This is a genomic window from Tepidimonas taiwanensis (assembly GCF_020162115.1).
GTDB classification, from domain to species: Bacteria; Pseudomonadota; Gammaproteobacteria; order Burkholderiales; family Burkholderiaceae_C; genus Tepidimonas; species Tepidimonas taiwanensis.
Genome location: NZ_CP083911.1, coordinates 2288002 through 2300366, shown reverse-complemented (window position 1 = coordinate 2300366; position 12365 = coordinate 2288002). Strand labels below are relative to the sequence as shown.

11 protein-coding genes are annotated in these 12365 nt (G+C 70.9%); all 11 read left to right on the top strand.

Features of this window, described 5'->3' with window-relative positions:
• Positions 1–27 precede the first annotated feature (27 nt).
• Positions 28–1212 (top strand): class I SAM-dependent rRNA methyltransferase, encoded by a 1185-nt coding sequence (locus tag LCC91_RS10900; protein WP_043697968.1) that lies wholly within the window; start codon positions 28–30, stop codon positions 1210–1212.
• Positions 1213–1359: 147 nt separating this feature from the next.
• Complete coding sequence (locus LCC91_RS10895) at positions 1360–2436, top strand: CobW family GTP-binding protein (RefSeq protein WP_043697971.1); 1077 nt, start codon at positions 1360–1362, stop codon at positions 2434–2436.
• A gap of 115 nt (positions 2437–2551) precedes the next feature.
• Positions 2552–3295 carry an RNA polymerase-binding protein DksA gene (gene dksA / locus LCC91_RS13935; protein ID WP_082007397.1) on the top strand — a complete coding sequence of 248 codons (744 nt, stop codon included), beginning with the start codon at positions 2552–2554 and terminating at the stop codon, positions 3293–3295.
• A 34-nt stretch (positions 3296–3329) separates the two neighbouring features.
• The gene (locus LCC91_RS10885; protein ID WP_143897307.1) at positions 3330–5063 is read left to right on the top strand and encodes an STAS domain-containing protein; all 1734 of its coding nucleotides are present in this window, start codon (positions 3330–3332) and stop codon (positions 5061–5063) included.
• A 2-nt stretch (positions 5064–5065) separates the two neighbouring features.
• A complete protein-coding gene (gene hslV, locus LCC91_RS10880; protein ID WP_043697977.1) occupies positions 5066–5644 on the top strand; it encodes an ATP-dependent protease subunit HslV in 579 nt (192 codons plus the stop codon).
• On the top strand, positions 5641–6960 hold the full coding sequence (gene hslU / locus LCC91_RS10875) for an ATP-dependent protease ATPase subunit HslU (RefSeq protein WP_224440925.1): 1320 nt from the start codon (positions 5641–5643) through the stop codon (positions 6958–6960). Before hslV ends, hslU begins: the two co-directional genes overlap by 4 nt.
• A gap of 385 nt (positions 6961–7345) precedes the next feature.
• Positions 7346–7774, top strand: a complete 429-nt coding sequence (mraZ, locus tag LCC91_RS10870; protein ID WP_043697980.1) for a division/cell wall cluster transcriptional repressor MraZ — start codon at positions 7346–7348, stop codon at positions 7772–7774.
• A 17-nt stretch (positions 7775–7791) separates the two neighbouring features.
• Positions 7792–8742 (top strand): 16S rRNA (cytosine(1402)-N(4))-methyltransferase RsmH, encoded by a 951-nt coding sequence (rsmH, locus tag LCC91_RS10865; protein WP_052231304.1) that lies wholly within the window; start codon positions 7792–7794, stop codon positions 8740–8742.
• Positions 8742–9032, top strand: coding sequence for a cell division protein FtsL (gene ftsL, locus LCC91_RS10860; RefSeq protein ID WP_224440924.1), 291 nt, complete (start codon positions 8742–8744; stop codon positions 9030–9032). The genes rsmH and ftsL overlap by 1 nt, the downstream gene beginning before the upstream one ends.
• Positions 9029–10789, top strand: a complete 1761-nt coding sequence (locus LCC91_RS10855) for a peptidoglycan D,D-transpeptidase FtsI family protein (RefSeq protein WP_058615781.1) — start codon at positions 9029–9031, stop codon at positions 10787–10789. The genes ftsL and LCC91_RS10855 overlap by 4 nt, the downstream gene beginning before the upstream one ends.
• Positions 10789–12357: a UDP-N-acetylmuramoyl-L-alanyl-D-glutamate--2,6-diaminopimelate ligase gene (locus LCC91_RS10850; RefSeq protein WP_043697988.1), complete on the top strand. Its 1569-nt coding sequence runs from the start codon at positions 10789–10791 to the stop codon at positions 12355–12357. Before LCC91_RS10855 ends, LCC91_RS10850 begins: the two co-directional genes overlap by 1 nt.
• Positions 12358–12365 lie beyond the last annotated feature (8 nt).

Below are 12365 nucleotides of genomic sequence, written 5' to 3'. Positions count from 1 at the left end.
ATCGGCGGGGGTGGGACAATCCACCCCATGAAGACGATCCGACTGAAAGCGGGCAAGGAACGCTCGCTGCTGCGCCGCCACCCGTGGGTGTTCGACGGCGCCATCGACCGCGGCCGCGCCGACCCCGGTGAGACGGTGCGGGTGGAGAGCGCCGAAGGGCGTTTCCTCGCCTGGGGGGCGTACGCGCCCAGCTCCAAGATCCGCGTGCGGGTGTGGAGCTTCGACGAGGCCGAGCGCATCGACGCGGGGTTTTTCGAGCGGCGGTTGCGCACCGCCGCCGCCCTGCGCGAGCGGCTGGCCATCGACAGCGACGGCGTGCGCTTGGTGCATGGTGAATCGGATGGGCTGCCCGGGTTGATCGTTGACCGCTACGGCGAGACATTGGTCGCGCAGTTCGGCAGCAGCGGTGTCGAGCGGCACAAGGCGGTGATCGCGGACGCGCTGCTGCGCGTGACGGGCCTGGCGCGCCTGTACGAGCGCTCGGACGCGAGCGTGCGCCAGCGCGAGGGGCTGCCGCCGGTGACCGGCTGGCTGCGCGGCGGCGGTGCCACCGAATGCGTGATCCACGAAAACGGCTGGCGCCTGAGCCTGGACGTGGCCGAGGGGCACAAAACGGGCTACTACCTGGACCAGCGCGACAGCCGGCGCGACTGTGCCGCGTGGACGCGGCGCTTCGGGTTCGCAGACGTCCTCAACTGCTACAGCTACACGGGGGGCTTCACGGTCGCGGCGCTGTCCGGCGGCGCGCGCCACGTGACCTCGATCGACTCCTCGGCGGCGGCGCTGGCGCGGGCGCGGGACAACGTCGCGCTCAACGGGTTCGACCCCGGGCGCTGCACGTTTGTCGATGCCGACGTCAACGCGAGCCTGCGCGCCTTTCTGGCCGAGGGGCGGCGTTTCGACGCCATTGTGCTCGATCCGCCGAAGCTCGCGCCCTCCGCGGCGCACGTCGAGCGGGCCGCCCGTGCGTACAAGGATGTCAACCGGTTGGGATTCAAGTTGCTGAACCCCGGTGGGGTGTTGTTCACCTATTCGTGCTCCGGCGCGGTCGGGGTGGAGCTGTTCCAGAAAATCGTCGCCAGCGCCGCCGACGAGGCGGGTGTGGACGCGACGATCCTGGCACGCCACGGCGGCGCGCCGGATCACCCGACGGGGCTGGCCTTCCCGGAGGGCGAGTACCTCAAGGGGCTGGTGGTCTGGCGGCGGCCCTGAAGCCCCCGGTGACGACCGCGACGCACGCCGGGGGTGTGGCGTCCGTCCGCGCGTGATGGGCGGCGGCGCGCACCGAGCGCACGGGCGGTCGCGCCGCTCGATGGCAGCGGGGCGCACAGGGCTTGACGGCCTCGCTACACTGATGTCATGGCACTGATCCCCGCAACCATCCTCACCGGCTTTCTCGGCTCGGGCAAGACGACCCTGCTCAAGCGCGTCCTCACGGAGGCGCACGGGCAGCGAATCGCCGTCATCGAAAACGAGTTCGGTGAAGAAAACATCGACAACGACATCCTGGTGGCCGACACCGAGGAGCAGATCATCCAGATGAGCAACGGCTGCGTCTGCTGCACGATCCGCGAGGACCTGCGCAGCACGCTGTCGCTGCTGGCAGCCAAGCGGCGCAAGGGGCTGCTCGCGTTCGACCGGGTCATCATCGAGACCACCGGGCTGGCCGACCCGGGGCCGGTGGCGCAAACGTTCTTCATGGACGATGAGGTCGCCGAGACCTACCTGCTCGACGGGATTCTCACGCTGGTCGACGCCAAGCACGCGCAGCAGCAGCTCGACGAGCGGCAGGAGGCGCGCCGCCAGGTCGGGTTTGCGGACCAGATCTTCATCAGCAAGGCCGACCTCGTGTCGGCCGAGGAGCTCGACGCGCTCGTGCACCGCCTCAAACACATGAACCCGCGCGCGCCGATCGAGACGGTGCACTTCGGGCAGGTGCCGCTGGCCAAGGTGCTCGATCTGCGCGGCTTCAACCTCAACGCCAAGCTGGAGATCGACCCGGATTTCCTGAAAGCCGACGGGCACGATCACCATGATCACCACGACCACCGCCACTGTGACCACGACCACGGTCACTGCGCGCACGACCATGACCATCACCACGGGCACGGTCACGCCAAGCACCACCACCACCACGACGACGACGTCAAGAGCTTCGTGTGGCGCAGTGAGCGGCCGTTCGATCCGCACAAGCTGGAGGACTTTCTCGGGGCGGTGGTGCAGGTCTGGGGACCGAAGCTGCTGCGCTACAAGGGCGTGCTGCACATGCAGGGCACCGACCGCAAAGTGATCTTCCAGGGGGTGCACCAGCTCATGGGCAGCGACCTGGGGCCGGTGTGGAAGCCCGGTGAGAAGCGCGAGAGCAAAATGGTCTTCATCGGCATCGATCTGCCCCGCGACATCCTCGTGCAGGGGCTGGAGCAGTCGCTCGCCTGACGCGGCTGTGGCGGCGTGGCAACGCGGCCCCGGCGTCCCCGCCGACAGCGCTTACAATCGGCCCCCATTCCAAACGGGTGGACCGGACGGCGGGGAGGCCGCACCGGCTGCCGTCATGCGGCGACACCCGTACCGCCAGAGGAGATGCGTCGTGAACAGCCGCTCGTCATCCCGTGAGGCTGGCCCGTCCGGAACCGGGCCCGTCGCGGCCCCCGCGACGGGTGACGCCAAGCCGCGCGCGCCGCGCAAGCCGTCCGCTGCGGCTTCCCGCCGGGCCGAGAAGGCCGCGATGCACGCCCAGACCACCGAGGCGGTGGCGCCGACGCACGACCCGCGCGCTGCCAAAGCCAGTTACGCACCCGAACCCGTCATGACCACGATCGCCACGCCCGCTGCCGCGCTGCGCAAGGATCCGGCCCGCGCCGACAACTGGAAAACCGTGCCGCTGGAGCAGTTGACCGACGCCGACATCCTCGCGATGCCGGATTCGGAATACATGAACGACGTGCAGCTCGCCTACTTCCGCCGCAAGCTGCTGGCCCTCAAGCAGGATATCCTGAACAACGCCGGCGAGACCACCGAGCACCTGCGCGAAGACACGGTGATCGTGCCCGACCCGGCCGACCGGGCGACCATCGAAGAGGAGCACGCGCTGGAGCTGCGCACGCGCGACCGCGAGCGTAAGCTGCTCAAGAAGATCGAGCAGGCGCTCGCGCGCATCGACAGCGGCGACTACGGCTACTGCGAAGAGACCGGCGAGCCGATCGGCGTGGGGCGCTTGCTCGCGCGCCCGACCGCGAGTCTGTCGATCGAGGCGCAGCAGCGCCGCGAGCTGAAGCAAAAGCTCTTCGGCGACTGAGACCCCGCCGCCCGCCGGCGGCTGCCCCCGCGCCATGCAGGCTCCTCCTCCCACCCCCGACGACCGCGGCGGCTGGTGGAGCCGGGTGTGGCGCCGCGTGCTGCCGGGCGCGGCGGATGGCGCGGCCGTGCGCGGCTGGCAGGAAGAGCGCCAGGCGCTCAAGGCGGCGATGGCGCGCAAGCGCCGCAACGACCGCGTTCGCCACGAGGAACTCAACGAGCTGCGCGCGCTGATGCGCGCGCAGCAGGCCGCCAAGGCAGCCCAGGGCGTCGCGTCCGGGGAGTCCTCCAGCCATCCGTCAAGCGATGGTGGGCGCAGCGGCTGGGCACGGCCGCGCCGCGACCGGTCGCGCACGATCGAACAGATCGCCCGCATCGAGGCGCAGATGGCGCAGCACTGGTCGTCGCGCGCCACGCCGGCGCCCGCGGTGCGCATCGGCGCACCGCAGCCGGCGCATCCGGCGCCGGTGGTGCCGGGGCACCTGCAGGCGCGTGGCATGCACATCGACCTGGTCGGCGTCGAGCCGTCCCCGCCGCACGACGACGGGGACGTTGCGCTGTCGCATCCCGCGCTGACGCAGGCGGCGGTGTTGTTCGCCAACGGGCGCATCGACGAGGCGCGCCAGGCGCTCGAGGCGCTGCAGGCGCAGGAGGTGCGCTCGCCGCTGGCGCGCGAGGCGGGGGTGCTGCTGCTGGACCTGCTGTGGGCCAGCGGCGACGTCGAGGGGTTCGAAGACTGGGCGGCGGAGTGGGCCGATCGCTTTCGGTTGCCGATTCCACACTGGCCGGCGACGCTGCCGCCCGCGGCGCCCGCCCCCGCGCCGGTCGCCGAGACGCCCGCGCCGCCATCGGCGGTCGCGGTGTGGGTGTGCCCGTCGCTGCTCGACGCCGATGCGGTGGCCGCGCTCGCGGCGGCGCTGGACCGCGACGGCGTGCAAGGCTGGATCGACTGGTCGGCCCTCACGTCGGCCGATACCGAGGCGGCGCAGCGTTTGACCGCGCTGTTCGAGCGCTGGGCCGAGCGGCCGCTCGAGCAGCACTGGTGCGGCAGCGCCGTGCTGCGCCGGCGCCTCAAGGCCAGCACACCGTCGGGGCGGCGCGAGAACCCCGCGCTGTGGTGGCGGCTGCGGCTGGCGACGCTGCGCCTGCTGGGGCGGCGAGACGAGTTCGACCTGGTGGCGCTGGACTACTGCGTGACCTACGGCGAGCTGCCCCCGGCCTGGCGCGATCCGGTGGCACGCGTCCTGCCGGCCGAGCGGCTGCCGGATGAGGTCACGGTGGCGGCACCGACCGCCGCCGATGCAAACCCCGTATCGGCCGGTGCCGAGCCGCTGGCCTGGCCCACCATCGTCGCGGCAGCGACGAGCGCGTCCGAAACCGAGTTTCCGGCCATGCCCACGCAGCAGATGGCGTGGGAGGTGTCGACCCAACTCGACGCGGCCACGGCGCGAGTGTGCCTCGAGGGGGTGTTGCAGGGGGACGCGGCCGCGGCGCTGGCCGCGCTGGATCAGGCGGTCGCGGCGGCGCTGCCGGCATCGGCGGACAGCGGTTCCACGCAAGGGGCCCCGGCGCCCGCGGTGCTGCGGGTCGACCTGCGGCGGCTGCAGCGCATCGACTTTGCCGCCGCCGGGGCGCTGCTGCAGTGGCTGCTGGCGGCGCGCGCGCGCGGCTTGCGCGTCGAGCTCGACGGGGTGCCGCATTTGATCGCGGCGCTGTTTCAGGTGGTCGGCATCACCGACGCGGCCACCGTGCGGCTGCGACAATACTGAGCATGGAACATCCAACTGCAGACCGTGCCGTCTTTCACGGCACGACGATCGTGTGCGTGCGCCGCCCGGACCCCGCCGACGCCGGCCGCTGGCAGGTCGCGATGGGCGGCGACGGACAGGTGACGCTGGGGCACATCGTCGTCAAGGCCAGCGCCCGCAAGGTGCGCCGCCTCTACCGCGACCAGGTGCTGGCGGGCTTTGCCGGGGCCACCGCCGACGCCTTCACGCTGTTCGAACGCTTCGAGGCCAAGCTGGAAAAACACCAGGGCCACCTCGTGCGCGCCGCGGTGGAGCTGACCAAGGACTGGCGCACCGACCGCGTGCTGCGCCGGCTGGAGGCGATGCTGGCCGTGGCTGACCGCAGCACGAGCCTGGTCATCACCGGCAACGGCGACGTGCTGGAGCCCGAGCACGGCATCGTCGCCATCGGCTCCGGCGGCGCCTACGCGCAGGCGGCCGCGAAGGCGCTGCTGGACCACACGGCGTTGTCCGCCGAGGCCGTCGTGCGCGAGGCGTTGCGCATCGCCGGCGACCTGTGCATCTACACCAACCAGCACCACACCGTGGAGGTGCTCGCATGAGCGCGGCCATGACCCCACAAGAGATCGTCTCCGAGCTCGACGCCCACATCATCGGCCAGCGCGCGGCCAAGCACGCGGTGGCGATCGCGCTGCGCAACCGCTGGCGGCGCCAGCAGGTGGACCCGAAGCTGCGGCCCGAGATCACACCGAAAAATATCCTGATGATCGGCCCGACGGGCGTCGGCAAGACCGAAATCGCGCGCCGCCTGGCCAAGCTGGCCAACGCCCCGTTCATCAAGGTCGAAGCGACCAAATTCACCGAGGTCGGCTACGTCGGCAAGGACGTGGACAGCATCGTCCGCGACCTGGCCGATATCGCCGTCAAGCAGACGCGCGAGGCGGCGATGGCGCGTGTGCGCACCCGCGCCGAGGACGCGGCGGAGGACCGCATCCTGGACGCGCTGCTGCCGCCGCCGCGCGACGGCGAGGTGGACCGCGACAGCGCCGCGCGGCAGGCGTTTCGTAAGAAGCTGCGCGAGGGACAGCTCGACGACAAGGAGATCGACATCGAGCTGGCGGCCCCGCAGCCGCATCTGGAGGTGATGACCCCCGCCGGGATGGAGGAGATGGCCGAGCAGCTCAAGGGTCTGTTCGGGCAGCTCAATCTCGGGCGGCGCAAGACGCGGCGGCTGCGCATCGCCGAGGCGCGCCGGCTGCTCGTCGAGGAGGAGGCCGCCAAGCTCGTCAACGAGGAGGAAATCCGCACCGAGGCGATCCACAACCTCGAGCAAAACGGCATCGTCTTCATCGACGAGATCGACAAGGTGGCCACGCGCAGCGAGGTCGGCGGCGCGGACGTGTCGCGCCAGGGCGTGCAGCGCGACCTGCTGCCGCTGGTGGAGGGCACGACCGTCTCGACCAAGTACGGGCCGGTGAAGACGGACCACATCCTCTTCATCGCCAGCGGTGCGTTTCACCTCAGCAAGCCGAGCGACCTGATTCCCGAGCTGCAGGGGCGTTTTCCCATCCGCGTCGAGCTGCAGCCGCTGTCGGTGCAGGATTTCGAGGCGATCCTGACGCAGACGCACGCGAGCCTGGTGCGCCAGTACCAGGCGCTGCTGGCCACCGAGGGGGTGAATCTCGTTTTCACCGACGACGCCATCCGCCGCATCGCCACCATCGCTTACGAGGTCAACGAGCGCACCGAGAACATCGGCGCGCGGCGGCTGGCCACGGTGATGGAGCACTTGCTCGACGACATCAGCTTCGACGCGGCGCGCCTGAGCGGCCAGACCGTCACGGTCGACGCCGCCACGGTGGACGCGCGGCTGGGCGAGCTGGCGCGCAACGAAGATTTGTCGCGTTTCATCCTCTGACGCGGGGTATTTGCCACGGGTGGCCCCCGCGGGGCGGCGGCTCGAGGGGCTGTGGCCGGGGCGCGCGACCTCGGTCATCACCTGACGTGATGCAGCGCCTGTGGGGCGGTGGCCGAGTCGTCTCGCATTTGCGGCGGGAAGGCCACACGTCCCGGGTGTCGGCCGCGGTGGCACCTCTCTTTAGATGCCGCTTTGAGAGCGGTTTTCAAAGGCTTGATTTTCTGGGTTTTTTGTGAGGCCGACTCGTCTTGCGAGTCGGCCTCAAGTCTTTGATTTGCCAAGCAAAGACGCCGCTGACCCTTGTCGTGCCCAGGGTTTTGGTGATACAGTGGGAAGAAGTGCAAAAAAGTGGTGAAAAGTGGTTTTTTGTCTCTGGGCTTGACCCGTGTTCCAAGGTGCCTCGTCCCTCAGTCTCGATGCCAAGGGTCGGCTGTCCGTGCCGACCCGGCACCGTGACGTCCTGAGCGCGACGGCGGCGGGCCAGCTCACCATCACCAAGCACCCTCATGGTTGTCTGATGATTTTTCCGCGTCCCGAGTGGGAGGCGTTTCGCCAGCGCATCGCGCAGCTGCCGATGTCGGCGCAGTGGTGGAAGCGCATCTTTCTCGGCAACGCGCAGGATGTGGAGATGGACGCGCAGGGGCGCGTGCTGATCGCGCCCGAGCTGCGCGCCGCCGCCGGCATCACCAAGGAGGCGATGCTGCTGGGCATGGGCAACCACTTCGAGCTGTGGGACGCGGCGACCTACGCGGCGCAGGAGGCCGAGGCGATGCGTGGGGAGATGCCCGAGGCCTTCAAGGACTTTTCTTTCTGAGGGCACCGGCGGTGCAGATGACACTGACCCATCGCACCGTCCTGTTGAACGAAGCGGTCGAGGCCCTTCAGATCCAACCGGACGGACACTACATCGACGCGACCTTCGGCCGCGGCGGGCACAGCCGCGCGATCCTGGCGCGCCTGTCGCCGGCCGGCCGTCTGACGGTGTTCGACCGGGACCCGGCGGCGATCGAAGGCGCGCGCGCGCTCGCCGCCGCGGACGCGCGCGTGGACGTGCGGCACGCGAGCTTTGCGACGCTCGCCGACGAGCCGGCAGAGAGTGCCGACGGGTTGCTGCTCGACCTGGGGGTCAGCTCGCCGCAGCTCGACGACCCGGCGCGCGGCTTTTCTTTCCGCCATGACGGGCCGCTGGACATGCGCATGGACCCCACGCGCGGCATCAGTGCGGCCGATTGGCTCGCCACGGCCACGGTGGCCGAGATGACGGAGGTGATTCGTGACTACGGCGAAGAGCGGTTTGCTGCATCGGTTGCAAAGGCGATTGATCGTCGCCGACAGGAACGGGGGCCTGTTCGAACCACCCGCGAGCTGGCCGAGGTCGTGGCTGGCGCGGTCAAAACCCGCGAGCCGGGCAAGGACCCTGCAACGCGCACATTTCAGGCTATTCGGATTCACGTCAACGCCGAGCTTGAAGCGCTACAACGGGCGCTGAATGCGGCGCTGCGGGTGTTGCGCCCTGGCGGGCGGCTGGTGGTGATCAGCTTTCACTCGCTGGAGGACCGGCTGGTCAAGCGCTTTCTGGTCGCGCACGCGCGGCCGGCGGTGGACCGGCGCGCGCCGATGGTCGAGCCGCCCCCGCCGCTGCTGGCCGACGTGTCGCGCACGCTCCCGTCGGCGCAGGAGGTGGCGGACAACCCGCGCGCACGCAGCGCGGTGATGCGTTCGGCCACCCGCACGGCCGCACCGCTGGGCGCGGCCGCGATGGCGATCGGAGGGCGGGGCTGATGCGCGGGTGGCTGGTGCTCCTCGCGGCGCTGCTCGCGAGCAGCTTCTACCTCGTGACGCTGCAGTACGAGTCGCGGCGGCTGTACGTGGCCAAGGAGCGGGCGCATGCGCAGGCGATGCAGCTCGCCGCCGAGCACGAGCGGCTGGTGGCGCAGCAGCGCGCGCTCACGGCCCCCGCGCGCGTGCAGCAGATCGCGCAGCGCGAACTGCAGATGCGCCCGGCCCACCCCGGCATCACCGAGTACGTGACGCTGGCGTCGGGCGAAGCGGGCGGGGAGGCGCGGCGATGAAGCGCAAACCGCTGGCCGCGAGCGCGCGCAGCATTCCGTACGGCAGCAGCCCGCTGCTGACCAGTGCCACGCCGGCGTGGCGCAGCCGCTTCATCGTCGCGATGCTGGCGCTGGGGTTCGTCGGGCTGGCGGGCCGTGCGGCGTACGTGCAGGTGATCGGCAACGACTTTTTCCAGCGCCAGGGTGAAGTGCGCTACGCGCGCACGCTGGAGCTGCCGGCCAGCCGTGGCCGCATCCTCGACCGCAACGGGATGATTCTGGCCACCAGCGTCGTCGCGCAAAGTGTCTGGGCGGACCCGGAAGACGTCGACCGCGACCACCCGCGGCTCGCCGAGGCGGCGCGCTTGCTCGGCATGCCGCTGGCCGAGCTGCGCCGGCGGCTGGAGGTGGGCGAGCGCAACTTCGTCTGGATCAAGCGCCAGGTCGACGAGCCCATCGCGCGCCAGGTGCAGGCTCTGGGCATCAAGGGCCTGTACCTGCGCAAGGAGTACAAGCGCCAGTATCCGCAGGGCGAGGCGGTGGCGCACGTGGTGGGCTTCACCAACGTCGAGGACCGCGGGCAGGAGGGGGTGGAGCTGGCGTTCGACCGCACGTTGAGCGGCCGCCCGGGCTCGCGTCGCGTCATCAAGGACCGGCTCGGCCGCATCGTCGAAGACGTGCGCGATGTCGTGCCGCCCGTGGACGGGAAGGACCTGCAGCTCTCGATCGACGCGAAGGTGCAGTTCTTCGCCTACCAGCGCCTCAAGGAGGCGGTGCAGCAGCACAACGCGCGCTCCGGCAGCGCGGTGGTGCTCGACGCGCAGACCGGCGAGGTGTTGGCGCTGGCCAACTACCCAAGTTTCAACCCCAACGACCGGCGAGGGCTCACCGGCGAGCAGCTGCGCAACCGGGCGCTGACCGACAGCTTCGAGCCCGGCTCGACGATGAAGCCTTTCATCGCCGCGCTGGCGCTGGACAAGGGGCTGGTGACGCCCGAGACGCCAATCCCGACTGCGCCGGGGCGGCTGCAGATGGCGGGGTTCACGATCTCGGATGTGCATCCGTACGGTGTGCTGACGGTGGCCGAGGTGATCCAGAAGTCGAGCAACGTCGGCACCGTGAAGATGGCGATGCAGCTGCCGCCGCGCGACATGTGGGAGGCGTACGCGCAGGCGGGCTTCGGCCACAAACCCGAGGTGCCGTTTCCGGGCGCGACCAGCGGCCGGCTGCGCGCTTACAAGACGTGGCGCCCGATCGAGCAGGCGACGATGAGCTACGGCTACGGCCTGTCGGTGTCGCTGCTGCAGCTCGCGCAGGCGTACACGGTGTTCGCGCGCGACGGCGATCGCGTGCCGCTGACGCTGCTGCGCACGGAGCAGCCGGTGCCGGGCGTGCGCGTGTACCGCCCCGAGACCGCGCACGCGGTGCGGCGCATGTTGCAGATGGCCGCCGGGCCGGGCGGTACCGCGCAGCTGGCGCAGACCGTGGGCTACTCCGTCGGCGGCAAGACGGGCACCGCGCGCAAACAGGAAGGCCGCGGCTACGCCGCGCGCAAGTACCGCAGCTTTTTCGTCGGCCTGGCCCCGATCGAGCAGCCGCGCGTGGTCATCGCGGTGATGGTCGACGAGCCCAGCAACGGCGTGATCTACGGCGGCGCGGTGGCCGCGCCGGTGTTTTCGGATGTGGCACAGCAGACGCTGCGCCTGTTGGGGGTGCAGCCCGACATGCGGGTGCAGCCGCAGATCGTCGCGCATGCCATCGAGGAGGAGCCGGTCTGATGTTCGTGGCGTCGTTTACGGATCTGCGCGACGTGGTGGCGTGGCTGCGTGCCCGCGGTGCCACGGGCCTGAGCGCGGACAGCCGTACGCTGCGGCCGGGCGAGGCGTTCATCGCGTGGCCCGGCGCGAACGCCTGGCCCTACGTGCGCGCGGCGCTGGACGCCGGGGCGCCGGCCGCGGTCGTCGAGTGCGATGGGCTGGGCAACTGGCTGATGGCACATCCCGAGCAGGGGTTCGAGGTGGTGCCGTGGCGCAGCGGCAGCACGCGGCATCCGGTGGCGACGATTCCGTACATGCGCCAAAGCGGCGGCATTCTGGCCAGCACGTTCTGGGGCGACCCGAGCGCCGCGCTGGACGTCATCGCGGTGACCGGCACCAACGGCAAGACCTCCACCGCGTGGTGGACGGCGCAGTGGTTGCAGGCCGTGGGGGTCTCCGCCGGCCTGATCGGCACGCTGGGCGTCGGGCGGCCGGGCGCGGCGCTCGTGCCCACCGGGTTGACGACGCCGGATCCGGTGACGCTGCAGCGTGCGCTGCACACCTTCGTCACCGAAGGCGCGCGCGCCGTGGTGCTGGAGGCGTCGTCGATCGGGATCGAAGAGCGGCGGCTCGACGGCACTTACGTCCACACCGCGATCTACACGAACCTCACGCGCGACCACCTGGACTACCACGGCACGATGGCGGCGTACTGGGCCGCCAAGCGCCGCCTGTTCGACTGGGAGGGGTTACGTGTGGCGGTGGTGTGCGTGGACGACGCGCACGGGCGTGAGCTCGCTGCGGCGCTGCAGCCGCGTGTGGCGCGCGGCGCGCTCGATCTGTGGACTTACACCACCTCGGCGGACGCCCCTGCGGCGCGGCTGCGGCTGCACGCGCGGCAGTGGTTGCCGTCGGGCGTGCGCTTCACCGTCGCCGAGGGGGAGGTTCACACGACGCTGACGCTGCCGGTGATCGGCGACCACAACCTGGCCAACCTGCTCGCGGTGATGGCCGTGTTGCGCAGCCGCGGGGTCGAGTGGCCCGCGATCGTCGCCGCGAGCCCAGCGCTGACCGCGGTGCCGGGGCGCTTGCAGTCGGCGTGGGACCCGGCCGACGGCCCTGACGAGGGGCTGCCGCTGGTGCTGGTCGACTACGCGCACACGCCGGACGCGGTGGAAAAGGTGCTGCAGGCGCTGCGGCCGCTGGCGCAGCAGCGGGGGGGACGCCTGTGGTGCGTGCTCGGCTGCGGCGGGGACCGCGACCCGGGCAAGCGTCCGCTGATGGCGGCTGCCGCCGAGCGCGGCGCGGATCGCGTCGTGCTGACCAGCGACAACCCGCGCAGCGAAGACCCGCTGCACATCCTCGCGCAGATGCGCGCCGGGCTGCATGCGCCCGATGCGGCGTGGGTCGAGCCGGACCGCGCGCGCGCGATCGCGCAGGCCGTGGCACAGGCCGACGCGCGCGACGTCGTGCTGCTGGCGGGCAAGGGGCACGAGGATTACCAGGAGATCGCGGGCGAGCGGCGGCCGTTTTCCGACCGCGAACACGGCCGCGCGGCGCTGCGCCGTCGGCGGGAGGGCGGCGCATGAGCACGACG

Bases quoted from the DNA above. Each gene is read 5' to 3' on its own strand.
- LCC91_RS10900 (WP_043697968.1), top strand. From the start codon at position 28: ATGAAGACGATCCGACTGAAAGCGGGCAAGGAACGCTCGCTGCTGCGC.
- LCC91_RS10895 (WP_043697971.1), top strand. From the start codon at position 1,360: ATGGCACTGATCCCCGCAACCATCCTCACCGGCTTTCTCGGCTCGGGC.
- dksA (WP_082007397.1), top strand. From the start codon at position 2,552: ATGCGGCGACACCCGTACCGCCAGAGGAGATGCGTCGTGAACAGCCGC.
- LCC91_RS10885 (WP_143897307.1), top strand. From the start codon at position 3,330: ATGCAGGCTCCTCCTCCCACCCCCGACGACCGCGGCGGCTGGTGGAGC.
- hslV (WP_043697977.1), top strand. From the start codon at position 5,066: ATGGAACATCCAACTGCAGACCGTGCCGTCTTTCACGGCACGACGATC.
- hslU (WP_224440925.1), top strand. From the start codon at position 5,641: ATGAGCGCGGCCATGACCCCACAAGAGATCGTCTCCGAGCTCGACGCC.
- rsmH (WP_052231304.1), top strand. From the start codon at position 7,792: ATGACACTGACCCATCGCACCGTCCTGTTGAACGAAGCGGTCGAGGCC.
- ftsL (WP_224440924.1), top strand. From the start codon at position 8,742: ATGCGCGGGTGGCTGGTGCTCCTCGCGGCGCTGCTCGCGAGCAGCTTC.
- LCC91_RS10855 (WP_058615781.1), top strand. From the start codon at position 9,029: ATGAAGCGCAAACCGCTGGCCGCGAGCGCGCGCAGCATTCCGTACGGC.
- LCC91_RS10850 (WP_043697988.1), top strand. From the start codon at position 10,789: ATGTTCGTGGCGTCGTTTACGGATCTGCGCGACGTGGTGGCGTGGCTG.